The organism is Pseudomonas sp. AC239 (assembly GCF_979258545.1).
The window spans coordinates 1514709-1537556 of sequence record NZ_OZ409864.1 but is presented as its reverse complement, the minus strand read 5'-3'; the positions used below and the strand labels follow the sequence as shown (position 1 = coordinate 1537556).

Here is a 22848-nt window from a genome sequence, read left to right as displayed (position 1 = left end):
AATCCCTGTGGGAGCGAGCCTGCTCGCGAATGCGGTTTATCAGTGACATCAACACAGGCTGACACACCGCTTTCGCGAGCAGGCTCGCTCCCAAATTAGTCTTTCGGCGTTATTCAGACCAAGGCGCCCGTCGCGAATCATTCAGTCCGAGCAAATAACTGTCGCCGCCCAACTGACTCATCTGCTGCCGAATCCACCCGGCGCGTCGCGATACATAACCGGTCGGATGACTCGCGCTCCACACCCGTGGATTGGGCAGTACCGCGGCCAGATAACTCGCCTGCTGACGCGACAATGACTTCGCACTCACGCCAAAGTGATGACGGGCCGCCGCTTCAGCGCCAAACACGCCGTCATCCCACTCAACGCTGTTCAGGTACACCTCGAGAATCCGCTGCTTGGGCCAGAACACCTCGATCAGCGCGGTAAACCACGCTTCCAGGCCTTTGCGCAGATAACTGCGGCCCGACCACAGAAAGAGATTTTTCGACACCTGCTGGCTCAAGGTGCTGGCGCCGCGAATCGAACCGCCCAGTTCGTTGTGGGCCAGGGCAGCCTGAATCGCGCGCAGATCGAAGCCCCAGTGCTCGGGGAATTTCTGGTCTTCGCCAGCAATTACCGCCACTTTCAGGTCATCGGAGATCTCGTCCCAGGGTTTCCAGGTGCGCTGCAGGTCAATCGGCTCGCCGTCGACCCAGGATTCGACCTTGCGCTCGACCATCAACGCCGTACCCGGCGGAGGCACGAAGCGAAACACCAGCACCAGCAAGACACTGCCGCCGGCGAACCAGAGCAGGGCCTTAGTGAGACGACGGAAAATTGAACGCAGCATAGAGATGGCTTGGCCGAACCCGTGGAGCGGGCCATTATACAGACCCTGCCGATGGCGTCTGACTGGAGTTCCCCATGCTGCGTGGCTTTTTGATGCTGGCCGCTTTTTTCGGATTCACCGGCGTTGCGCTGGGCGCGTTCGCCGCCCATGGCCTGAAAAACCGCCTGACCCCGGAATACCTGACGATTTTCCACACGGGCGTCACCTACCAACTGGTGCACACACTCGCGCTGTTCGGCGTTGCGCTGCTGGCCACGCAGATTCAAGGGCGACTGATCACTTGGGCCGGCGTGTCCTTCACCATCGGCATCCTGTTGTTCTCCGGCAGCCTGTACGTGCTGACCATGACCGGCATCAGCAAGCTCGGCATCATCACGCCGTTTGGTGGCCTCGCGTTTCTCATCGGTTGGGTTTGCCTCGGCCTCGCCGCCTGGCGCTTGCAGCTAACCGCTTGACGCTTGGTACTGACCTTTAGGTCATGATCGGGCTAGAATGCCAGCCCCTAAAAATGATGGCGGCGTTGTGCATGCGCATTCAGTTGAACGGCGAGTCCTTTGAATTGCCCGACGGTGAAACCGTTGCGGGCCTGATCACCCGTCTGGATCTGACCGGACGTCGCGTGGCGGTCGAGCTCAATCTGGACATCGTCCCGCGCAGCCAGCATGCCGATACCAGGCTAAACGACGGTGACAACGTCGAGGTAGTACACGCCATCGGCGGCGGCTGATCGCCCCGGCTTGCAAGGGCACAGAATTCTGCAAGACCCTCACCCCTCAAGAGGATTCCTTATGAGCATCGTTCGTAGCGACAAGCCTTTTGTGCTGGCCGGTCGTACTTACCAGTCGCGTTTGCTGGTCGGTACCGGCAAGTACCGTGACATGGAAGAAACCCGCCAGGCCATCGAAGCCTCGGGTGCCGAGATCGTCACTTTCGCCGTGCGCCGCACCAACCTGGGCCAGATCGAAGGCGAGCCGAACCTGCTCGACGTGCTGTCGCCGGAGCGCTACACCTTTCTGCCGAACACCGCCGGTTGCTACGACGCCATCGAAGCCGTGCGTACCTGCCGCCTGGCGCGTGAGTTGCTCGACGGCCACAACCTGGTGAAGCTGGAAGTGCTGGCCGACCAGAAAACCCTGTTCCCCAACGTGATCGAAACCCTCAAGGCCGCCGAAACGCTGGTCAAGGAAGGCTTCGACGTGATGGTCTACACCAGCGATGACCCGATCATCGCCCGGCAACTGGCGGAAATCGGCTGTATCGCCGTGATGCCGCTGGCCGGTCTGATCGGCTCCGGTCTGGGTATCTGCAATCCGTACAACCTGCAGATCATCCTTGAAGAAGCCAAGATTCCTGTGCTGGTCGATGCCGGTGTCGGTACTGCTTCCGATGCGACCATCGCCATGGAACTGGGTTGCGACGCCGTACTGATGAACTCGGCCATCGCCCACGCCCAGCAGCCGGTGATGATGGCGCAAGCCATGCAACACGCCATCGTCGCGGGTCGTCTGGCCTACCTCGCTGGCCGTATGCCGAAAAAACTCTATGCCAGCGCCTCTTCGCCGCTGGATGGTCTGATCAAGTAAGAGCCATTGATGACTGAATCGAACGACACGCCTGTCCAGCCGGACGAAGGCGACGAGCGCCAACACCGCCGCATCAAGAGTTTCGTGATGCGCGCCGGGCGCATGACCGAAGGCCAGCAACGCGGTCTGGACCAGGGCGCGCCGCTGTACGTGCTGCCGCTGGCCGATGCGCCGGTCGATTACGACCAGGTGTTCGGCCGCTCGGCACCGCGTTCGCTGGAAATCGGTTTCGGCATGGGCCACTCGCTGCTGGAAATGGCCGCCGCCGCTCCCGAGCAGGATTTCATCGGTGTTGAAGTGCACCGTCCGGGTGTCGGCGCGCTGCTCAATGGCATGCTGACCCAAGGGCTGACCAACCTGCGGGTCTACGATTGCGACGCGATCGAAGTGCTCAACCGCTGTATCGCCGACAACAGCCTTGATCGCCTGATGCTGTTTTTCCCGGATCCGTGGCACAAGAGCCGCCACCACAAGCGCCGCATCGTCCAGGCCTCGTTCGCTGAACTGGTGCGCAGCAAGTTGAAGGTTGGCGGCATTCTGCACATGGCCACCGACTGGGAGCCGTACGCCGAGTACATGCTGGAGGTGATGAACGTCGCCCCGGGCTACCGCAATCTCGCCGAAGACGGCAAATGCGTCCCGCGCCCGGCCGAACGCCCGATCACCAAGTTCGAACGCCGTGGCGAGCGCCTTGGCCATGGCGTGTGGGATCTGAAGTTCGAAAAGATCGCTTAAGCATCACGCAATAAAAACTGTGGGAGCGAGCCTGCTCGCGAAAGCGGATGTTCATTCAACACTGATGTTGACTGACACACCGTATTCGCGAGCAGGCTCGCTCCCACATTTTGTTTCGGGGTGTTTGCGGAGTCAGCGGCGATCAGCAACCACGCCGATCAGCACCAGTACCACCAGCAGCACCGGCGCCAGGCTGTAGTTGTTGAACTGGCTCAGGCCTTTGATCACCCACGGCGTGGCGTAGATCAGCGCGGCGCCGCTGCCAATCAGGCAGAGCAGGGCCATCAGGGGCACGCGCAGGGCGCCGGCGATGCTGCCCAGGCGTTGCTCGACCCAGCCTTTGAAGTCAGCGCCGAACAGCACCAGCAGGCAACCGACCAGCGCCAGAGCGATTTCCGAGAGATTGCTGCGGCTCCAGCGGGAGACGGTGGCCAGCAGGTCGAGTATCAAATCCATGCGTTTTCCCTTTGAGCTGTGGTCAGTTCAGAAATTGTTGCAGCAAGTCGTTGAGGAACAGCTGGCCGCGTTCGGTCGTCGCCAGGCGTGACGGTTCGACCTGCAACAGGCCGCTTTGTTCGGCCTCGCGGCGGCCTTCGGCGAGGGTCTCCAGCGACAGGCCGGTGCGTTCCGGATACAGGCGCGATTCGACCCCGGCGGTCAGGCGCAGGGCGTTCATCAGGAACTCGAACGGCATCTCGTCATTGCTCAGGGATTTCTCGCCGGCCTGAAAGCTTTTCGCCGGGTTCAGATAATCCTTCGGCAGGCGGGTTTTCCATGTGCGCACGATGCGCCCGTCCGGGCGGCTCAACTTGCCATGGGCACCGGCGCCAATGCCGATGAAGTCGCCAAAACTCCAGTAATTGAGGTTATGTCGCGCCGGGCGACCGGCCTGGGCATACGCCGACACTTCGTATTGCGCGTAACCGTGCTCGGCCAGTAGCGCTTGGCCGGCTTCCTGAATGTCCCACAGCGTGTCGTCTTCCGGCAGCACTGGCGGCTGGTTCCAGAACACCGTGTTCGGCTCCAGCGTCAGTTGATACCAGGAAATGTGCGTCGGCTTCAGCGCGATGGCCTGGCGCAGATCGCTCAAGGCATCGTCCAGCGACTGATCAGGCAAGCCATGCATCAAGTCGAGGTTGAAATTATCGAACCCGGCCTGCCGCGCCATGCCTGCCGCACGCACGGCTTCGTCACCGTTGTGAATGCGGCCGAGGGCTTCAAGCTTTTCCTGCTGAAAGCTCTGGATACCGATCGACAGGCGATTGATTCCCAGCTTGCGATAGGCGACAAACTTCTCTTGCTCGAAGGTGCCCGGATTCGCCTCAAGGGTGATTTCGATGTCGGCGGCAAACGGGATGCGCTGCTCGACGCCCTGCAACAAACGCCCGAGGGCTTCGGCGCTGAACAGGCTTGGCGTACCACCACCGAAGAAAATCGAGGTCAGCTCACGGCCATACGCCGCATGCAGATCCTGATCGAGATCGGCCAGCAACGCGTCGACGTATTCCTGCTCCGGCAGCACCGGGCTGGCGGTGTGCGAGTTGAAATCGCAATAGGGGCATTTGCGCACGCACCACGGAATGTGGATGTACAGCGCCAGGGGCGGCAGGGTTGGCAGCGGTGCCCGAGGCGAGGACGCGGCGCCGCCGATGATCAGCGACGACGCGGAAGAATCAGTGGTCATTTCAAGCCCAGACGCTGGCGCAGCAGATCCATTGCACGGGCGCGGTGGCTGATCTGGTTCTTGTCGGCCGGGCTCAGCTCGGCGCTGGAGCAATCGCGCTCCGGCACCCAGAACAGCGGGTCGTAACCGAAACCGTGTGCGCCGCTGGCTGCGGTGAGGATGCGCCCATGCCACAGGCCTTCGCAGAGAATCGGCAGCGGATCATCGGCGTGGCGCACCAGCGCGAGCACGCAAACGAACTGCGCACCGCGCTCGGCTTCTGGCACATCTTTCAGCGCATCGAGCAGTTTGGCGTTGTTCGCCGCATCGCCCTGGCCGTCGGCGTAACGCGCCGAGTAGATGCCCGGCGCGCCGCCGAGGAAGTCCACTGCCAGCCCGGAGTCGTCGGCCAGTGCCGGCAGCCCGGAAATGCGCGCGGCATTGCGGGCCTTGAGGATCGCGTTCTCGACAAACGACAGGCCGGTTTCTTCCGGCTCGACCTTGCTCCACTCGCCAATCGAGCGCAGTTGCACCGAGTCGCCGAGCATGGCCTGGAGTTCTTTGAGTTTGCCGGCGTTATGGCTGGCCAGTACGAGCTGCTTGATGTTCATCATTCGCCGGGGAAGAGTTCTTGGTTGAAATTGATGGTGTTGATCTTGTCGCCGTTCTGCACCTTGATTTCAAAGGTGCGGGTTTCCTGCTGCGGCACTGGGTACTGAGCAATGTAGTAGATCGCGCCCTGTTCGGTGACCTGGCGGAAGTTCAGCGCCACGCTGTTGCTGGTCAGGTCCTTGATCGTGCCGGTGACGCTGGCGATCACCGGTTTGCCGTCCTTGACCACCGAGACGTTGATCACGCCCTGGTTCTTGCTGCGGATCAGCTCGGCAGCCTTGGCGATGTCCGGTTGCAGGAACGTCGAGTTGAACGTGTTGTAGTGCACCGTGACGTCACCGAAGGTTTCCTTGCGTTCACCCTTGATGACATCCGCCGCCATGGTGCTGGCGCTCAGGCAGGCGGTGAGTAACAGCAACGCTAGACGACTCATGTTCGTGCTCCTTCAAATGCCCTGGCTCAGACCGCGACTCGGTGGTCCGCCAACTGCGGACTGCTGACGCGATAGATGCCGATTTCACCTAACAGATTAGGCCATAGCTTACTGGCCCACCCGTGCCGGTGCTGTTGATCCACGGCAAGCCGATCAATGACCTTCGCGTCACGTTCGCGGCACAGTTCTTCGAAATCCTCGAAGGTGCAGAAGTGGATGTTCGGCGTGTTGTACCAGGTATAGGGGAGGAATTCCGAGACCGGCATACGGCCCTTGCTCGCCAGGTACCAGCGGCAGCGCCAGTGGCCGAAGTTGGGGAAGGTGATAATGCATTGGCGACCGACCCGGAGCATTTCGTCGAGGATCCTGTCCGGGTAATGCACCGCTTGCAGGGCCTGGGTCATGACGACGATGTCGAAACTGTTGCTGGCAAAGTTGCCCAGGCCTTTGTCCAGATCCTGCTCGATGACGTTGATGCCCTTGGCCACGCACTCGGCGATGTTGTCGGCGTCGTTTTCCAGGCCATAACCGGTGACGTTCTTGTTGTCGCGCAGCCAGGTCAGCAGCTCGCCGTCACCGCAACCGAGGTCGAGGACGCGGCTGCCGGCGGGGATCCATTCCTGGATGATTTCCAGATCAGCTCTCATGGCTTTCTCACAACGAAATGCGGTTCATGTAATTGCCGAATGCCTGCAAGTAACGCGGGATCGGAATCAGGAAGGCGTCGTGGCCTTGGGGCGCGTCGATTTCCAGATAACTGACGTCCTTGCGCGCAGCCATCAGCGCATCCACCAGTTCCCGCGAGCGCGCAGGGGAGAAGCGCCAGTCGGTGGTGAACGACATCACGCAGAATTTTGCCGTAGCGTTTTCAAAGGTTTTCGCCAGATCATCTTCGAAGTTCGCCGCCGGATCGAAGTAATCCAGCGCTTTGGTCATCAACAGATAGGTGTTGGCATCGAAGCGCCCGGAAAACTCTTCGCCCTGATAACGCAGGTAGCTCTCGACCTGAAACTCGACACTGTGGAAGTCGTAGTTGAGCTTTTCGCTCTTCAGGCCACGGCCGAATTTCTCACCCATGGAGTCGTCGGACAGATAGGTGATGTGCCCGACCATGCGCGCCAGCATCAGCCCGCGCTTGGGGATCACGCCGGCTTCCTGGAACGAACCACCGTGGAATTCCGGGTCGGTGAGGATCGCCTGACGCGCGACTTCGTTGAAGGCGATGTTCTGCGCCGACAGTTTCGGCGCCGAGGCGATCGCCAGACAGTGCCGCACGCGATCCGGGTAGGTGATGGTCCATTGCAACGCCTGCATGCCGCCGAGGCTGCCGCCGATCACCGCTGCCCACTGGCCGATGCCGAGCAAATCAGCGAGGCGCGCCTGGCTGTGCACCCAGTCTTCGACGGTGAGCACCGGGAAATCAGCGCCGAACGGCTTGCCGGTCTCCGGGTTGATGCTGCTCGGCCCGGTGGAGCCGTTGCAGCCGCCGAGGTTGTTCAGGCTGACCACGAAGAATTTATTGGTGTCGATCGGCTTGCCGGGGCCGATGCAGCTGTCCCACCAACCGGGCTTGCGGTCGTCGACGTTGTGATAGCCGGCAGCGTGGTGGTGACCGGACAAGGCGTGGCAGATCAGCACGGCGTTGCTCGCCTGAGCGTTCAGCGTGCCGTAGGTTTCATAGATCAGGTCATAAGCGGCCAGCGAACGGCCACAGGCCAGCGTCAGCGGCTCGCTGAAATGCGCGGTTTGTGGCGTTACCAGGCCAACAGAATCGGCGGGAAAGGCAGTTGGCATCGACCCTGCTCTCGTTGAAATGAGGCGTAAGTCTAAAGACCGGGGGGGTTAGCGGCAAGCAACGATCAGGTCCGGCGTTTTCGCTTCGGATCGAGGTGCAGCCATTCGCGAGCAGGCTCGCTCCCACAGTTGAAATGCATTCCAATGTGGGAGCGAGCCTGCTCGCGAAAAAGGCGACTCGGTCAGTCAGACCGAACGCACTCGGTTACATCAGCAAACGCAGAATCTCCGGCATCATCGTCATCGCTGCCAGATTGTTGATCACCAGCATGTCGATCAGTTTGAGTGCAAGGAAGGCGAAGATCGGCGACAGGTCCAGGCCGCCGAGGTTCGGCAGGAAGCGGCGGAACGGTGCCAGTGCCGGCTCGCAGATCTGGTTGACCAGTTCGGCGCCCGGATTGTGGCTGCCCGGTGCGACCCACGACAGGATCACGCTGATGATCAGAGCGAAGAAGAAGATCTTCAGGAACAGAGCAGTGACGCCGATCAGCGACCAGATCAACAGTTGCAGCGGGTTACCGGTGGTGCCGTAGGTCAGCAGCAGGGTCAGTGCCATCAGCAGCAGTTGCACCAGAATCGCCAGCACCAGCGACGACATGTCGAGGCCGAACAGGCTCGGGATGATCCGGCGCAAAGGCTTGAGCAGCGGCTGGGTGGCCTTGACCACGAACTGGCACAGCGGATTGTAGAAGTTCGCCCGCACCAGTTGCAGGACGAAGCGCAGCAGCACGATCAGCAGGTACAGGCTGCCGAGGGTTTGCAGCACGTAAACCGCTGCGGTGTTCAATCCGATCATGTAAGGCTCCTTATTTGCCCAGTTGTTCGGCCATTTCGGCCGAGCGGTGCGCGGCGGCGCCGAGTGCGGTTTCAACCAGCGCTTCAAAGCCGCCAGCCTGGAATGATTTGATCGCCGCTTCCGTAGTGCCATTCGGCGAGGTCACGCGGCGACGCAATTCGGCGGCGTCGACATCGCTGGACACCGCCATGTGCGCGGCGCCCAAGGCAGTCTGCACGGTCAGTTGCTCAGCGATTGCTTTTGGCAGGCCAAGTTTGACGCCGGCGGCGGTCATCGCTTCGATCAGCAGGAAGAAGTACGCCGGGCCGGAGCCGGACACTGCGGTGACTGCGTCCAGTTGCTGTTCTTCGTCCAGCCACAGGGCGATGCCGACGGCGGACAGCAGCTCTTCGGCTTGCTGACGCTGCTGGGCGGTGACTTCACTGGTCGCGTACAGACCGCTGACACCCTGACGCAGCAGCGCCGGAGTATTGGGCATGCAGCGCACGATCGGCTGCTCGCCGAGCCATGCGGTCATGCTCGCGCAGGTGATGCCAGCGGCAATCGACACTACCAGTTGATTGGGCTGCAGGCTTGGGCGAATCGCCTCGCACACGGCTTTCATCGCCTGTGGCTTGACCGCCAGCACGACAACATCGACTCCGTCGATGGCCTGGGCGTTGTCAGCGAAGGTTTCGATGCCATGTTCGGCGCTGACCTTGGCACGGGTTTCTTCGCCCGGATCGCTGGCGCGGATCTGCGCCGCTTCCAGACCCTTGGCGCGCAAGCCGCCAATCAGACTGGCCGCCATGTTGCCCGCACCGATAAACGCAATACGTGTGTTGCTCATGTGTGGTCCTTATCTGGAAACGTTCAAGACTGGGAATAATCTCTGGCGCCAAACAGCGCGGTACCGATCCGCACCCAGGTGGCGCCTTGGGCGATGGCCGACTCGAGGTCGTGGCTCATGCCCATCGACAGTGTGTCGAGCGGCAGATCGAGGCTCGCCTGCAATGCCTGCACGGCGGCGAAGGCAGCGTCCTGTTCGGCGCGCTCCTCGGTCGGCTCGGGAATCGCCATCAAGCCGCGCAGCTTCAAGCGTGGCAACGCGCTGATGGCCTCGGCCAGCGCTGGCAGATCGGCCGGGGTGCAACCGGATTTGCTCGCCTCGCCGCTGACATTGACCTGAATGCAGATGTTCAGTGGCGGCAGTTCGGGCGGGCGTTGTTCGGACAGGCGTTGGGCAATTTTCAGACGATCCACGGAGTGCACCCAGTCGAAATGCTCGGCAATCGCGCGAGTCTTGTTCGATTGAATGGGGCCGATGAAGTGCCAGATCAAGGGCAGGTCGGCCAGCTCCAGCTGTTTGCCCAAGGCTTCCTGCAAGTAGTTCTCGCCGAAGTCGCGCAGGCCGGCGGCGTAGGCTTCGCGCAGGGCCTGGGCGGGTTTGGTCTTGCTCACGGCGAGCAAATGGATGCTGTTTTCGTCGCGGTGCGCGGCTTTGGCCGCTGCCTGGATGCGCGAACTAACCTGAAGGATGTTGTCTGCTATCGTGGACATCAAGGGGCGCCGGCGGTCTGTAGGTTCGCGGCATTCTACTGGAATTGAGGGACGCTATGGATATCACTGAATTGCTGGCCTTCAGCGCCAAACAGGGCGCTTCCGACCTGCACCTGTCGGCCGGCCTGCCGCCGATGATCCGCGTCGATGGCGACGTGCGGCGGATCAATCTGCCGGCGCTGGACCACAAGCAAGTGCACGATCTGATCTACGACATCATGAACGACACCCAGCGCATCGAATTCGAGAAAAATCTGGAAACGGATTTTTCCTTCGATGTACCCGGCGTGGCGCGCTTTCGCGTCAACGCCTTTAACCAGAACCGTGGTGCCGGCGCTGTGTTCCGTACCATTCCGTCGAAAGTGCTGAGCATGGAAGACCTCGCCATGGGCGATGTTTTCCGCAAGATCACCGATGCGCCGCGCGGGCTGGTGCTGGTCACCGGGCCGACCGGCTCCGGCAAATCGACCACGCTGGCGGCGATGATCGATTACCTCAACACTCATCGCCATCACCATATCCTCACCATTGAAGACCCCATCGAGTTCGTTCACGAATCGCGCAAATGCCTGATCAATCAGCGCGAAGTCCATCGTGATACCCGCAGCTTCGCCACCGCACTGCGTTCGGCGCTGCGTGAAGATCCGGACGTGATTCTGGTCGGCGAAATGCGTGATCTGGAAACCATCCGCCTGGCGCTGACCGCCGCCGAGACCGGGCATCTGGTGTTCGGCACGCTGCACACGACCTCGGCGGCGAAGACCATTGATCGCGTGGTCGACGTGTTTCCCGGAGACGAGAAGTCGATGGTGCGTTCGATGCTCTCGGAGTCGTTGCTGGCGGTGGTGTCGCAGACGTTGATCAAGAAGATCGGCGGCGGGCGGGTGGCGGCGCATGAAATCATGCTCGGGACGTCGGCGATCCGTAACCTCATTCGCGAGGACAAGGTGGCGCAGATGTATTCGGCGATTCAGACCGGTGGGTCGTTGGGGATGCAGACACTCGATATGTGCCTGAAGGATCTGGTGACCAAGGGCTTGATCAGCCGCGAGCATGCGCGAGAGAAGGCGCGCACCCCGGATAATTTCTGAAAGAGGTTTTCGGTGCTCTCACCGGCCCTTTCGCGAGCAAGCTCGCTCCCACATGTAATTGCATTCCTTGAGCTGGAATGCTTTCACCTGTGGGAGCGAGCTTGCTCGCGAAGAGGGCAGTACTGCTTGAGCAGATTTCCGGATCAGTCAGCTCAGCGCTGGACTACGCGCAGCTGCTGTTGCTCTTTCGGCAACACGCGCTTGGCGACGACGTAATGCTTTTCCCAGTACGGCTTGTTCAGCGTGTCGATGCTCACCGCTTTGCCCCGGCGCGGTGCGTGGATGAAGCGGTCGTTGCCCAGGTAGATGGCAACGTGGTTGACCCGGCGGCTCTTGATGTTGAAGAAAATCAGGTCGCCCGGCTTCAGATCCTTGCGTTCGACCTTCTCGCCGTGACCGCTGGCCATGGCGTTGGAGGTGCGTGGCAGGTCGAACGTAGCGTCGTTGAACGCATATTTCACCAGACCGCTGCAATCGAAGCCTTTACTTGGGCTGCTGCCGCCCCAACGATAAGGTGTACCGAGGACGTTTACCGCACGGCTCAGCACATTGCTGCTTTCCTTGCTCGCCATCGGTGGCACCAGCTTGCTGCGGCTCTTGCTGCTCAGCGTGGTGGTCTTGGACTTGCTGCTTTTGCTCGATGGAGCCGAAGCATGGGATTTAGGGGTGAAGCCGTTGACGTTAGGAAGACGTTGCTCACGATTGGTGGCGTGGGCGGCCAGTGGCATTAATAGGCAAATAGTCAGCCATGTCTTGAAAAATGGTCGCATTAGGCGTGGCTCGTAAGTGATAGCGCGCAACTTTATAACAGCTTTTTTTACCGTTCCGAGGCCGTTCATCGATTCATAGCGCCGGCTACGGAACCAAAAACGCTCAAAAAGTACGCAATTGTCCGACAGAAGTCAGGTTCTACAAGGGTTTCGCGCTAGCAACGGTAACATTTGCCATACGTCGGCCACCTGTAAAAAAGTCACAAAGAAATGAAGAATATTTATCTATCGAGTGCAATGAGGTCTTAATGAACAGCTATCAGCTACCCCGCGTGAAGGAAAAAGACACTCACAGCAAAGTTATCGGCTACCTGCTGTGGATTTTCGGATTCACTGGCGCGCACCGCTTTTATTACGGCAAGCCGGTGACCGGGACGATCTGGTTCTTCACCTTCGGTTTGCTGGGGATTGGCTGGCTGATCGACGTATTCCTGATCCCGGCGATGGATCGCGAAGCCGACCTGCGCTTTGCCGCCGGGCCGATTGAGTACAACGTCGCATGGATCCTGCTGACCTTCCTCGGAGTGTTCGGTGTGCACCGCATGTATCAGGGCAAGTGGATCAGCGGTTTGCTGTATCTGCTGACGGGTGGGTTGTTCTTTATTGGCGTGCTGTATGACTTCTGGACCCTGAACGACCAGGTGTCGGTGCGCAACGCGCAAAATCGCGGCGCCTTCCAGTAAGTTGTGGCGAGGGGATTTATCCCCGTTGGGCCGCGAAGCGGTCCTGAATCCGAGAACGCGGTGGATTTGTTCCACCGCGTGCAATGGCTTCGCGACTGCTACGCAGCCGAGCGGGGATAAATCCCCTCGCCACAATCTCCCTCAAGTCAAGCCTGGTGCGTAATCCGCCCATCCACCAGCGTATAGCGCACCACACCCGGCAGGCTGTGCCCGATGAACGGGCAGTTCTCGCCCTTCGACAGCCAGTGCTCGCCGGCTACCGTCGAAGACTTCGGATCGAACAGCACGATATCCGCCGCGCCGCCTACCGCCAGTTTGCCCGCCGGCAGACGCAGCGCTTCGGCCGGGCCTGCGCTCAGACGCGCCAGCAGCGTCGGCAAGTCGAGCAAACCATCCTCAACCAGCGTCATCGCCAGCGGCAGCAGCAGTTCAACACTGCTGATGCCCGGCTCGGTGGCGCCGAACGGGGCCAGTTTGGCGTCGCGCTCGTGGGGCTGGTGGTGGCTGGAGATGGCCGAGACCACCCCGGATTTCACCGCCTCACGCAGGCCATCGCGGTCGGCGCGGGTGCGCAGCGGCGGTTGCACGTGATAAAGGCTGTTGAAGTCGATCAGCGCTTCGTCAGTCAGAATCAACTGATACAGCGCGACATCGGCAGTGACTTTCAGACCACGGGCCTGCGCCTGAGCAATCAGGGCAACACCGCGCGCACTGGTCAACTGGCTGAAATGCGCACGCACGCCGGTCTGCTCGACCAGCAGCAGATCGCGGGCGAGCGCCACGGTTTCGGCGGTTTCCGGGATGCCCGGCAGGCCTAGGAAACTGGCGACCGCGCCTTCGTGGGCGAGACCGCCCTCGGCCAGATCGTGATCCTGCGAGTTGAAGATCACCGTCAGGTCGAAAGTCGCCGCGTATTCCAGCGCCCGGCACAGGGTGCGGCTGTTGCGGAAGCTCTCCAGACCGTTGCCGAACGCCACGCAACCGGCGTCGCGCAGCGCGACCAGTTCGGCCAGTTGCTCGCCATCGAGACCTTTGCTCAGCGCGCCGATCGGGAACACCTTGGCGTTGCCGGCTTCGCGGGCGCGGTCGAGGATCAGTTCGGCCACGGCGGATGTGTCGAGCACCGGTTTGGTCTTCGGCGGGCAGCACAGGCTGGTCACGCCACCGGCAGCGGCGGCGCGGGTTTCGCTGACGATCGAGCCTTTGCGGCTGTAGCCCGGCTCGCGGAGGGCAACGTTGAGGTCTACCAGGCCAGGCGCGGCCACCAGGCCTTGGGCGTCGATGGTTTCTACTGCGCTGAAACCGGCCGGCGCGGCGCCGAGGGCGACGATCTTGCAGGCTTCAACGTGGATGTCGGTGATTTGATCCAGGCCGCTGCTGGGATCGATGACGCGTGCGCCGAGAATGCTGAGCTTCACTGGGCGTTCTCCTGCTCGAATTGACGTTGCGCAGTCTGCCCGCTCATGGCCATGGACAGCACGGCCATACGAATCGCGATGCCGTAGGTCACTTGATTGAGGATCACCGAGTGCGGGCCGTCGGCCACCGCCGACTCGATCTCCACACCACGGTTGATCGGCCCCGGGTGCATCACGATGCAATCGGGTTTGGCCCCGGCCAGACGCGCAGTGGTCAGGCCGAACAGGCGGTAGAACTCGCCTTCGCTGGGCAGCAGGCCGCCGGTCATGCGCTCGCGCTGCAGGCGCAGCATGATCACCACGTCGACGTCTTTCAGGCCTTCAGCCATGTCGGTATAGACCTTGACGCCGTATTGCTCGATGCCGATCGGCAGCAGGGTTTTCGGCGCGATCACGCGGATGTCCGGGCAGCCGAGGGTTTTCAGCGCGAGCATGTTCGAGCGTGCCACCCGCGAATGCAGGATGTCGCCGACGATCGCCACCGAGAGGTTTTCGAAACCGCCCTTGTGCCGACGGATGGTGAGCATGTCGAGCATGCCCTGGGTCGGGTGCGCATGCCGGCCGTCACCACCGTTGATGATCGCCACTTGCGGGCAGACATGCTCGGCGATGAAGTGCGCCGCGCCCGAGTCGCCGTGGCGCACGACGAACATGTCGGCGGCCATCGCCTCAAGGTTGCGCAGGGTATCGAGCAACGTTTCGCCCTTGCTCGCCGACGATGTCGACACGTTCAGGGTGATCACGTCTGCCGACAACCGTTGGGCCGCCAGTTCAAACGTGGTGCGGGTGCGCGTGGAGTTCTCGAAGAACACGTTGCACACGGTCTTGCCGCGCAGCAACGGGACTTTCTTCACCGCCCGGGCGCCGACTTCAAGGAACGAGTCGGCAGTGTCGAGGATTTCCGTCAGCAACTCGCGGCGCAAACCGTCGAGCGAGAGGAAGTGGCGCAGCTGGCCCTGATCATTGAGCTGCAGCGGGCGCTTGGTATCTAGAGGCGTCATCGCGAGGGGGACTCTCAATAGGGCGGATTAAAGGGTGACGTCTTGCAGTTCGAGCGTCAGCGGCTCGGGGCCGGACAACTTGACCCGCTGGTTGCCGGCCAGGGTCAGGGTGGCGCCGACCACGTTCGGGCGGATCGGCAACTCGCCGGCGTCCAGGTCCAGCAGGCAGACCAGCGTCACGCTGGCCGGGCGGCCGTAATCGAACAGTTCATTCATGGCGGCGCGGATGGTCCGACCGCTCATCAGCACGTCGTCGATCAGCACCAGATGCTGGCCTTCGATCTCGAAGGGCAGGGCGGACGGGCGCACTTGCGGGTGCAGGCCGTTCTGGCTGAAGTCATCACGGTAAAAGGACACGTCCAGCGTACCCAGTGGCGCATCGCTGGCCAGCTCCTTGAGCAGCGCCTGCGCGACCCAGATGCCGCCGGTGCGGATGCCGATGTAACGCGGTTCGCTGATGTCACGCTGGGCAAGGTGCGCCTTGAGGCGGGTCGCCATCTGGCTGATCAGATCGGCGGGATTGGGCAGGCTCATGGTTGCTCCTTCGTGATTCCGCGCTGCGTCCTGCCGGACGAAGCTCGGTTTATAACCAAAAGAAAAGCGCCGAAGCGCTTGTCAGGATTCAAACAATGCAGTGTTTTCATCGAGCCAGCCCTGCAGCAGCAGGGCGGCGGCGATGGCGTCCACCGGGTTGTCGCGGTAACTGCCTTTCTGCCCGCCACGCACCAGTCGCTCGCCCTTGGCTTCGAAGGTGGTCAGGCGTTCGTCGTGGGTATAGAAGGGCAGGTTGTAGCGGCCGTTGAGGCGGCGGGCGAATTTCTCCGCGCGTACGCACATCTCGCTCGGCGTGCCGTCCATGTTCAGCGGCAGGCCGACGACCACGGCGTCGGGTTTCCATTCTTTTATCAGCGCTTCGACTTGATCCCAGTTCGGCACGCCGTTCTGCGCTTTGAGGGTGCACAGTTCGCGGGCCTGGCCGGTAATCACCTGGCCGACCGCGACGCCGATCTGTTTGGTGCCGTAGTCGAAGCCGAGAATCAGGCGCAGGGCCATCAGGCGTGACCCGCCTGGCTGGTGAGCAGATTGAGGTCGATGCCCAAATGCCGCGCTGCCGCTTCCAGGCGCAATTCGCTGCGGGTATTGAACAGGATGTCGGCGTTGAACGGGCAGGTCAGCCAGGCGTTGTCGGCCAGTTCGGCTTCCAGCTGCCCGGCCTCCCAGCCGGCGTAACCCAGGGTGATCAGGCTCTGCGCGGGGCCGACGCCGTCGGCGATGGCGAACAGCACGTCCTGCGACGTCGACAGGGCGAGGTCGCCGTCGAGCTGCGCGGTGGCCTGGAAGGTCTGGCCCGCCGGGTGCAGGACGAAACCGCGATCGGTCTGCACCGGCCCGCCGATGAAGATCGGCACATCCTGGCAGCGCGCCGGCGGCTCGATGTCCGGGCGCAACTGTTCGAGGATGTCGGCCAGGTTCAAGTCTTGCGGCCTGTTGACCACCAGCCCCATCGCGCCATTGGCCGTGTGCTCGACGATGTAGGTCAAGGTGTGGGCAAAGTTCGGGTCGGCCATGTGTGGCATGGCGATCAGGAAGTGATGCTTGAGGTAGCTGGGGCTGACGTTTTTCATGAGCGCTAGTGTGGCGTTCGAGGGGCGAACTGACAAGCTGGAGATGCTGACAACAACACAGATCCATTATTGGAACAGAGCTTTTGTGGCGAGGGGATTTGCTGTGGTGAGGGAGTTTATCTGTGGTTAGGGGATTTATCTGTGCTCAGGGAATTTATCTGTGGTGAAGGGATTTATCTGTGGTTAGGGGACTTATCTGTGGTGAAGGGATTTATCTGTGGCGAGGGGATTCATCCCCGTTGGGGCGCGAAGCGCCCCTGAATCGCTTGATGGGTTCTGCCTGACACTCCATATGGAATGGTTTTGCGGCTGCTGCGCAGCCGAGCGGGGATAAATCCCCTCGCCACAGATAAATCCCCTCGCCACATAAATATTCAGTTGCTGGAGAGCTTGTCGCCCCGGGCAAATTTCCAGGTGCGGATGATTTCCAGGCGGTCGATGTCCGACAGATCGCCGGTAAACGGTGCAAACGGCGCGGCCAGGCGGACGATGCGCTGCGCCGCCTGATCAAGCAGCGGCTGGCCGGAGGATTCCAGCACCAGCACTTCATACAGCGAACCGTCGCGGTTGATCGAGACCATCAGGCGCAAATTACCGTAGATCTGCTTGCGTCGCGCTTCTTCGGGATAGTTGAGGTTGCCGATGCGCTCGACCTTCTTGCGCCAGTCGTCCTTGTACCAGGCGCCTTTGTCGCGCATGGTCGAGGCCGCGCTCAAGCGGTGGATGCGTGGGCGTTTGGCGTAAAGCTGTTGTTCCTTGGCCAGCTCCGCCTCAAGGCTGGCGATGTCGCTGGACAACTGCGAGCTGTCGAACGCCGGCGCGTCGACGGACGGTTTGACTTCGGTTTTGCTTTCTTCTTTCTTGGTCGGCGCCTTTTTCGGTTTCGGCGCGACGGTGGTCACCGCTGCTTTCGGTGCGGCTTCCTGCACCTCTGGCTTGGCCGCGGGCGGCGGGGTGACCTTTTTCACCTGATTGTCCTGGAACGGCGCGACTTCGGTGGTCTTGGGCAGGGCTTTCTTGTCCAGCGTGCCGCTGCCTTCCTGGTTTTCCTGAGCGAGAAAATCTGCCTTTTCCGGTTTCTTCTCGGCCTTGAAGGTGGCCAGGGTGATTTCCAGGGTTTTGCTGATCTGCTGCGGCTCGACCATGGTAAAGCCGACGCCGAGCAGCAGCGCCAGGTGAATCAGCGCCGCGAGAAACAGGGTAAAACCGAGGCGATCGGCCGGGCGCACGCCACGATGGGCGAGTTCAGCAGGCAGATCGGACGGAAGAGTCATCGTAGAAAAACCAACATCGCGTTTTTTTGGGCTCGGCATGATAACGCAATGTTGGTTTTTAGCTGCAAGCGACGAGCTTCAAGCGACAAGCTGCATAGGGGCAGCTGCAAGTTTCGAGCTGCAAGCTGCAAGTTAAGAGCTTGCCGCCTGGCTTTAAGCTTGAGGCTTGCGGCTCGAAGCTTGCAGCTTGCTTTCGATAGCATTCATGAGCATGCCGCCGATATCGGTGCCAAACGCATTGTCGATTTCACGGATGCAGGTCGGGCTAGTGACGTTGATTTCGGTCAGGTGCTCGCCGATCACGTCGAGGCCGACGAACAGCAGGCCTTTCTCGCGCAGGGTGGGTCCGACCTGGGCGGCGATCCAGCGATCCTTATCGGTCAGCGGACGCGCTTCGCCACGGCCACCGGCGGCGAGGTTGCCACGGGTTTCGCCCATGGCCGGGATCCGCGCCAGGCAATAATCCACCGGCTCGCCATCGATCATCAGGATGCGCTTGTCGCCATCGACGATCGCCGGCAGGTAGCCCTGAATCATGATCTGCTGCTTGCCGTGCAGGGTCAGGGTTTCGAGGATCACCGATAGGTTCGGGTGGCCGGCGGTGTGGCGGAAGATCGACGAACCGCCCATGCCGTCCAGCGGCTTGAGGATCACGTCACCGTGATGGTCGGCGAACTGACGCAATACGTCCGGGCGGCGGCTGACGATGGTCGGCGGCGTGCACTGCGGAAACAGCGTAGCGAACAGCTTTTCATTGCAGTCGCGCAGGCTCTGCGGCTTGTTCACCACCAGCACGCCAGCGGCTTCGGCCTGTTCCAGCAAATAAGTGGAATAGACGAATTCCATGTCGAACGGCGGATCCTTGCGCATCAGGATCACGTCCAGGTCGCTCAGCAGTTTGTCCTGCTCGGCGTCCAGTTCGCACCATTTGTCCGGGTTGGCGAAGACTTTCAGCGGGCTCATCCGCGCCCGCGCCTGGCCCTCGGCCTGATACAGGTCTTTCTGTTCCATGTAGAACAGTTCCCAGCCACGCTTTTGCGCGGCCAGCAGCATGGCCAGCGAGCTATCCTTTTTATAGGAGATGCTGGCGATAGGGTCCATGACAATCCCGACGCGAACGCTCATTGGGTTTTCCTCGAAATTTGGCTACCGGATCGGTATTGAAAAAGTGCCGCCAGAGTGGCGCCGGGCGGGTTTCGGGTCAAGGAAAAACCCGTCGATAGATTGCATCTGGAGACTGTGCTAAAAAGGCTGGCAGATCGCGCCGACCCTTGGCTATCAAGGGTTTCAGGCCATTATTCACAGCAAAACGGACAATTTGATTCGCAAAGGCGACGGTAGAACCCTCTTATGGAACAGCAGTCCAGCGCCTTGAAGGTCATGGTGATCGACGACTCGAAAACGATTCGCCGCACCGCCGAAACATTGTTGAAGAACGTCGGTTGCGAAGTGATCACTGCCATCGACGGTTTCGATGCGCTGGCGAAGATCGCCGACCACCATCCCGGGATCATCTTTGTCGACATCATGATGCCGCGTCTGGATGGTTATCAGACCTGCGCTTTAATCAAGAACAACAGTGCGTTCAAGGCCACGCCAGTGATCATGCTGTCATCGCGTGACGGGCTGTTCGACAAGGCCAAGGGGCGGATTGTCGGCTCTGATCAATTTCTGACCAAGCCGTTCAGCAAAGAAGAACTGCTCAACGCGATCCAGGCCCATGTTCCGGGCTTCGCCGCCGTTTTGCCGCAGTAACACACGCACAGTGACGCTCGGCCAGCGGGCCGGCAGTCGACCAGAAAAATGGGGAAGACCATGGCACGTATCCTGATCGTCGATGATTCGCCGACTGAAATGTACAAACTCACCGGCATGCTCGAAAAGCACGGCCATGAAGTGCTCAAGGCCGAGAACGGCGCCGACGGCGTGGCCCTGGCCCGTCAGGAAAAACCCGACGCCGTGCTGATGGACATCGTCATGCCCGGCCTCAATGGTTTTCAGGCGACCCGCCAGTTGACCAAGGATGCCGACACCGCGCACATCCCGGTGATCATCATCACCACCAAGGATCAGGAAACCGACAAGGTCTGGGGCACCCGTCAGGGCGCCAAGGATTACCTGACCAAACCGGTCGACGAAGACACCCTGATCAAGACCCTGAACAACGTCCTCAAAGGCTGATCGCGCGATCATGAGCGAATCGCTGACCGCGTTCGAACTGCTCTGGCAGATCGACCAGCGCTGCCGCCTGCTGGCAGCCGACCTGCCGTCGCAAGCGGCGCGCCCGGATCGCTGGAGCGGCATCGGCTTTCGCCTCGGCGAGCATTGGTATGTGGCGCCGATGGGCGAAGTCAGCGAAGTTTTGCATGAGCCGCGCTTCACCCAGTTGCCCGGGGTCAAGCCGTGGGTCAAGGGGGTGGCTAACCTTCGCGGGCGGCTGCTGCCGATCATGGACCTGTGCGGGTTTTTCGGCCATGAGCTGTCGCCGCTGCGTAAACAGCGCCGGGTATTGGTGGTGGAACATGAAGACGTGTTCGCCGGGGTGATGGTCGACGAGGTGATCGGATTGCAGCATTTCGAACAGGGCAGTTTCGAACCACTGTCGATCAGCAAGCGCCAGGGCTCCAAGGCCGAATTCGTCAAAGGCTATTTCCGCCGCGAACAGAACTGGCGGGTGTTCAGCCTGTTTGCGTTGGCCAAATCCCCGGTGTTCATGGGTGTGGCTCTATAGCACGAACAACAGAACCCATGTGGACGCGGGCCATGTGGCGAGGGGATTTATCCCCGTTGGGTCGCGCAGCGGCCCCAAAAACTGCAATGCCTGACACCGTCAGCGCATGCGATTTTTTTACGACTGCTTCGCAGCCGGACGGGGATAAATCCCCTCGCCACAAGGCTCGCTCCCACAAGGGCCATGGCAGGTTTCATAGGCGAGGACCGATGACAAAAGCAAAAACAGGCAAGTCGGCAGAAGCATCGCGCAGTCGTGCGCAGATCATCGTGCTGTTTATCGCACTGATCGTGTTCATCATGCTGCTGTTCGCCAACTTCGCTTACCTCAACACCCAGGCGAACTACGACAAGCAGTACATCGGCCATGCCGGCGAACTGCGCGTGCTCTCGCAACGCATCGCCAAGAACGCCACCGAAGCGGCCGCTGGCAAGGCGGCCGCATTCAAATTGCTCAGCGATGCGCGCAACGATTTCGCCCAGCGCTGGGGTTACCTGAAAAAGGGAGACCCGAACACCGGCCTGCCACCGGCACCCGTCGCCGTGCGCCCGGAAATGCGTGCGGTGCAAATGGACTGGGAACGCCTGCTGAAAAACACCGATGCGATCCTCACCAGCGAACAGACCGTGCTGTCGCTGCATCAGGTCGCCGCGACACTCGCAGAAACCGTGCCGCAGTTGCAGATCGAATACGAGAAAGTCGTGGAAATCCTCCTCCAGCGCGGCGCTCCAGCGGCGCAGGTGGCGATGGCGCAACGGCAATCGCTACTGGCTGAACGCATTCTTGGCGCGGTCAACACCGTGCTCGCCGGTGACGAAAACTCGCAGCAGGCCGCCGACGCCTTTGGCCGCGATGCCGCGCGTTTCGGTCTGGTGCTCAACGGCATGTTGCAGGGCAACCCGGCGCTGAAAATCAGCCAGGTCGAAGACCGCGACGCCCGTGCGCGTTTGAGCGAAATCTCCGAGCTGTTCCAGTTCGTTTCCGGCTCGGTGGATGAAATCCTCGAAACCTCGCCTGAGCTGTTCAAGGTCCGCGAGTCGGCCAGCAACATCTTCACCCTGTCGCAAACCCTGCTCGACGAAGCTTCGCACCTTGCTACAGGTTTCGAGCACCTGGCCGGCGGGCGCAACACCGACACCATTGGCGGCTATGTGCTGGGCTTGCTTGCGCTGGCCTCGATCATCCTCATCGGCCTGGTCATGGTCCGCGAAACCAATCGCCAACTGCGCGAAACGGCCGAAAAGAACGAGCGCAACCAGAACGCAATCATGCGCCTGCTCGACGAAATCGAAGACCTTGCCGATGGCGACCTCACGGTGACCGCGTCGGTGACCGAAGACTTCACCGGCACCATCGCCGACTCGATCAACTATTCCGTCGACCAGTTGCGCGATCTGGTGGCGACCATCAACCTCACCGCCGGCCAGGTTGCCGCCGCCGTGCAGGAAACCCAGGCCACCGCCATGCACCTGGCCCAGGCCTCGGAGCAACAGGCCCAGCAGATTTCCGAAGCCTCGACGGCGATCAGCGACATGGCCGAATCCATCGATCAAGTCTCGGCCAACGCTGCCGAATCGTCGGCGGTGGCCGAACGCTCGGTGGAAATCGCCAACAAAGGCAATGAGGTGGTGCACAACACCATCCACGGCATGGACAACATTCGCGAACAGATTCAGGACACCGCCAAGCGCATCAAGCGCCTCGGCGAATCGTCCCAGGAAATCGGCGACATCGTCAGCCTGATCGACGACATCGCCGACCAGACCAACATCCTCGCCCTCAACGCGGCGATCCAGGCATCGATGGCCGGGGATGCCGGGCGCGGGTTTGCCGTGGTTGCCGACGAAGTGCAACGGCTGGCCGAACGTTCGTCCGCCGCGACCCGGCAGATCGAAACCCTGGTGCGGGCGATTCAGGCCGACACCAACGAAGCGGTGATTTCCATGGAGCAGACCACCACCGAAGTGGTGCGCGGCGCGCGACTGGCGCAGGATGCCGGTGTGGCCCTGGAAGAAATCGAAGGCGTGTCCAAGACCCTCGCGGCGCTGATCCAGAGCATTTCCAACGCGGCGCAGCAGCAGACCTCTTCGGCCGGGCAGATCTCGCTGACGATGAACGTGATCCAGCAGATCACCTCGCAGACTTCGTCGGGGTCCACGGCCACCGCCGAGAGCATCGGCAACCTGGCGAAAATGGCCAGTCAGTTGCGCCGTTCGGTGTCCGGTTTCACCTTGCCGGCGGCGACAGATAAAGCGTGAGTGGAGTGGT

At 61.1% G+C, this 22848-nt stretch carries 28 protein-coding genes; 10 read left to right on the top strand and 18 right to left on the bottom strand.

The window, feature by feature from the left end; all coding sequences use genetic code 11:
* Window positions 1–109: 109 nt before the first annotated feature.
* Complete coding sequence (gene mtgA / locus ACZ0AZ_RS07130; RefSeq protein WP_129997832.1) at window positions 110–832, bottom strand: monofunctional biosynthetic peptidoglycan transglycosylase; 723 nt, start codon at window positions 830–832, stop codon at window positions 110–112.
* A gap of 74 nt (window positions 833–906) precedes the next feature.
* Between mtgA and ACZ0AZ_RS07125 the strand changes: the two genes are divergently transcribed.
* From ACZ0AZ_RS07125 to trmB, 4 genes are all read left to right on the top strand, one after another.
* Window positions 907–1287: a DUF423 domain-containing protein gene (locus ACZ0AZ_RS07125; protein ID WP_039757539.1), complete on the top strand. Its 381-nt coding sequence runs from the start codon at window positions 907–909 to the stop codon at window positions 1285–1287.
* A 71-nt stretch (window positions 1288–1358) separates the two neighbouring features.
* Window positions 1359–1559 carry a sulfur carrier protein ThiS gene (gene thiS, locus ACZ0AZ_RS07120; RefSeq protein WP_052269070.1) on the top strand — a complete coding sequence of 67 codons (201 nt, stop codon included), beginning with the start codon at window positions 1359–1361 and terminating at the stop codon, window positions 1557–1559.
* A gap of 61 nt (window positions 1560–1620) precedes the next feature.
* Complete coding sequence (locus tag ACZ0AZ_RS07115) at window positions 1621–2415, top strand: thiazole synthase (RefSeq protein WP_039757540.1); 795 nt, start codon at window positions 1621–1623, stop codon at window positions 2413–2415.
* A gap of 9 nt (window positions 2416–2424) precedes the next feature.
* On the top strand, window positions 2425–3150 hold the full coding sequence (gene trmB / locus ACZ0AZ_RS07110; RefSeq protein ID WP_463537137.1) for a tRNA (guanosine(46)-N7)-methyltransferase TrmB: 726 nt from the start codon (window positions 2425–2427) through the stop codon (window positions 3148–3150).
* Between the two features lie 132 nt (window positions 3151–3282).
* Here trmB and ACZ0AZ_RS07105 read toward each other — a convergent pair whose 3' ends face one another.
* The 9 genes from ACZ0AZ_RS07105 to ACZ0AZ_RS07065 form a co-directional block, all read right to left on the bottom strand.
* Window positions 3283–3606 (bottom strand): DUF3392 domain-containing protein, encoded by a 324-nt coding sequence (locus ACZ0AZ_RS07105; RefSeq protein WP_008083808.1) that lies wholly within the window; start codon window positions 3604–3606, stop codon window positions 3283–3285.
* Window positions 3607–3628: 22 nt separating this feature from the next.
* A complete protein-coding gene (gene hemW / locus ACZ0AZ_RS07100; RefSeq protein ID WP_463537136.1) occupies window positions 3629–4834 on the bottom strand; it encodes a radical SAM family heme chaperone HemW in 1206 nt (401 codons plus the stop codon).
* Window positions 4831–5427, bottom strand: a complete 597-nt coding sequence (gene rdgB / locus ACZ0AZ_RS07095) for an RdgB/HAM1 family non-canonical purine NTP pyrophosphatase (RefSeq protein WP_129997828.1) — start codon at window positions 5425–5427, stop codon at window positions 4831–4833. The genes hemW and rdgB overlap by 4 nt, the downstream gene beginning before the upstream one ends.
* A complete protein-coding gene (locus tag ACZ0AZ_RS07090; RefSeq protein WP_129997827.1) occupies window positions 5424–5858 on the bottom strand; it encodes a DUF4426 domain-containing protein in 435 nt (144 codons plus the stop codon). The genes rdgB and ACZ0AZ_RS07090 overlap by 4 nt, the downstream gene beginning before the upstream one ends.
* A 26-nt stretch (window positions 5859–5884) precedes the next feature.
* Window positions 5885–6505 carry a methionine biosynthesis protein MetW gene (gene metW / locus ACZ0AZ_RS07085; protein ID WP_039757544.1) on the bottom strand — a complete coding sequence of 207 codons (621 nt, stop codon included), beginning with the start codon at window positions 6503–6505 and terminating at the stop codon, window positions 5885–5887.
* A 7-nt stretch (window positions 6506–6512) separates the two neighbouring features.
* The gene (gene metX / locus ACZ0AZ_RS07080) at window positions 6513–7652 is read right to left on the bottom strand and encodes a homoserine O-succinyltransferase MetX (protein ID WP_129997826.1); all 1140 of its coding nucleotides are present in this window, start codon (window positions 7650–7652) and stop codon (window positions 6513–6515) included.
* Between the two features lie 205 nt (window positions 7653–7857).
* Window positions 7858–8448, bottom strand: coding sequence for a YggT family protein (locus ACZ0AZ_RS07075; RefSeq protein WP_039757546.1), 591 nt, complete (start codon window positions 8446–8448; stop codon window positions 7858–7860).
* A gap of 10 nt (window positions 8449–8458) precedes the next feature.
* Complete coding sequence (gene proC, locus ACZ0AZ_RS07070; RefSeq protein ID WP_129997825.1) at window positions 8459–9277, bottom strand: pyrroline-5-carboxylate reductase; 819 nt, start codon at window positions 9275–9277, stop codon at window positions 8459–8461.
* Window positions 9278–9300: 23 nt separating this feature from the next.
* On the bottom strand, window positions 9301–9987 hold the full coding sequence (locus ACZ0AZ_RS07065) for a YggS family pyridoxal phosphate-dependent enzyme (RefSeq protein WP_129997824.1): 687 nt from the start codon (window positions 9985–9987) through the stop codon (window positions 9301–9303).
* 56 nt (window positions 9988–10043) lie between these two features.
* Between ACZ0AZ_RS07065 and ACZ0AZ_RS07060 the strand changes: the two genes are divergently transcribed.
* Entirely contained in the window at window positions 10044–11078 is a 1035-nt protein-coding gene (locus ACZ0AZ_RS07060) for a type IV pilus twitching motility protein PilT (RefSeq protein ID WP_016772732.1), read from the top strand.
* A 152-nt stretch (window positions 11079–11230) separates the two neighbouring features.
* Here ACZ0AZ_RS07060 and ACZ0AZ_RS07055 read toward each other — a convergent pair whose 3' ends face one another.
* The gene (locus ACZ0AZ_RS07055; protein WP_024014657.1) at window positions 11231–11848 is read right to left on the bottom strand and encodes a C40 family peptidase; all 618 of its coding nucleotides are present in this window, start codon (window positions 11846–11848) and stop codon (window positions 11231–11233) included.
* 248 nt (window positions 11849–12096) lie between these two features.
* On the opposite strand from ACZ0AZ_RS07055, the gene ACZ0AZ_RS07050 reads away from it, so the two are divergent.
* Complete coding sequence (locus ACZ0AZ_RS07050) at window positions 12097–12531, top strand: NINE protein (protein WP_039757549.1); 435 nt, start codon at window positions 12097–12099, stop codon at window positions 12529–12531.
* A 146-nt stretch (window positions 12532–12677) separates the two neighbouring features.
* On the opposite strand, the gene ACZ0AZ_RS07045 is transcribed toward ACZ0AZ_RS07050, so the two are convergent.
* From ACZ0AZ_RS07045 to gshB, 7 genes are all read right to left on the bottom strand, one after another.
* On the bottom strand, window positions 12678–13949 hold the full coding sequence (locus tag ACZ0AZ_RS07045) for a dihydroorotase (RefSeq protein WP_434767011.1): 1272 nt from the start codon (window positions 13947–13949) through the stop codon (window positions 12678–12680).
* Window positions 13946–14950, bottom strand: coding sequence for an aspartate carbamoyltransferase catalytic subunit (locus tag ACZ0AZ_RS07040; RefSeq protein ID WP_016772736.1), 1005 nt, complete (start codon window positions 14948–14950; stop codon window positions 13946–13948). Before ACZ0AZ_RS07040 ends, ACZ0AZ_RS07045 begins: the two co-directional genes overlap by 4 nt.
* A 27-nt stretch (window positions 14951–14977) precedes the next feature.
* Window positions 14978–15484: a bifunctional pyr operon transcriptional regulator/uracil phosphoribosyltransferase PyrR gene (gene pyrR, locus ACZ0AZ_RS07035; RefSeq protein WP_024014655.1), complete on the bottom strand. Its 507-nt coding sequence runs from the start codon at window positions 15482–15484 to the stop codon at window positions 14978–14980.
* Window positions 15485–15565: 81 nt separating this feature from the next.
* Window positions 15566–16003 (bottom strand): Holliday junction resolvase RuvX, encoded by a 438-nt coding sequence (gene ruvX / locus ACZ0AZ_RS07030; RefSeq protein ID WP_016772738.1) that lies wholly within the window; start codon window positions 16001–16003, stop codon window positions 15566–15568.
* Window positions 16003–16575 carry a YqgE/AlgH family protein gene (locus ACZ0AZ_RS07025; protein ID WP_016772739.1) on the bottom strand — a complete coding sequence of 191 codons (573 nt, stop codon included), beginning with the start codon at window positions 16573–16575 and terminating at the stop codon, window positions 16003–16005. Before ACZ0AZ_RS07025 ends, ruvX begins: the two co-directional genes overlap by 1 nt.
* A gap of 374 nt (window positions 16576–16949) precedes the next feature.
* A complete protein-coding gene (locus ACZ0AZ_RS07020) occupies window positions 16950–17849 on the bottom strand; it encodes an energy transducer TonB (RefSeq protein WP_129997821.1) in 900 nt (299 codons plus the stop codon).
* A 153-nt stretch (window positions 17850–18002) separates the two neighbouring features.
* The gene (gene gshB / locus ACZ0AZ_RS07015; RefSeq protein WP_463537135.1) at window positions 18003–18974 is read right to left on the bottom strand and encodes a glutathione synthase; all 972 of its coding nucleotides are present in this window, start codon (window positions 18972–18974) and stop codon (window positions 18003–18005) included.
* 225 nt (window positions 18975–19199) lie between these two features.
* Here gshB and pilG point away from each other — a divergent pair, with 225 nt between their 5' ends.
* The 4 genes from pilG to ACZ0AZ_RS06995 all read left to right on the top strand — a co-directional run bounded on the left by pilG (window position 19200) and on the right by ACZ0AZ_RS06995 (window position 22838).
* Entirely contained in the window at window positions 19200–19604 is a 405-nt protein-coding gene (gene pilG, locus ACZ0AZ_RS07010; protein ID WP_016772743.1) for a twitching motility response regulator PilG, read from the top strand.
* Between the two features lie 60 nt (window positions 19605–19664).
* A complete protein-coding gene (pilH, locus tag ACZ0AZ_RS07005) occupies window positions 19665–20030 on the top strand; it encodes a twitching motility response regulator PilH (protein WP_039757553.1) in 366 nt (121 codons plus the stop codon).
* Between the two features lie 10 nt (window positions 20031–20040).
* Window positions 20041–20580, top strand: coding sequence for a chemotaxis protein CheW (locus ACZ0AZ_RS07000; RefSeq protein ID WP_039757554.1), 540 nt, complete (start codon window positions 20041–20043; stop codon window positions 20578–20580).
* A gap of 209 nt (window positions 20581–20789) precedes the next feature.
* The gene (locus ACZ0AZ_RS06995; protein ID WP_016772746.1) at window positions 20790–22838 is read left to right on the top strand and encodes a methyl-accepting chemotaxis protein; all 2049 of its coding nucleotides are present in this window, start codon (window positions 20790–20792) and stop codon (window positions 22836–22838) included.
* Window positions 22839–22848: the final 10 nt, after the last annotated feature.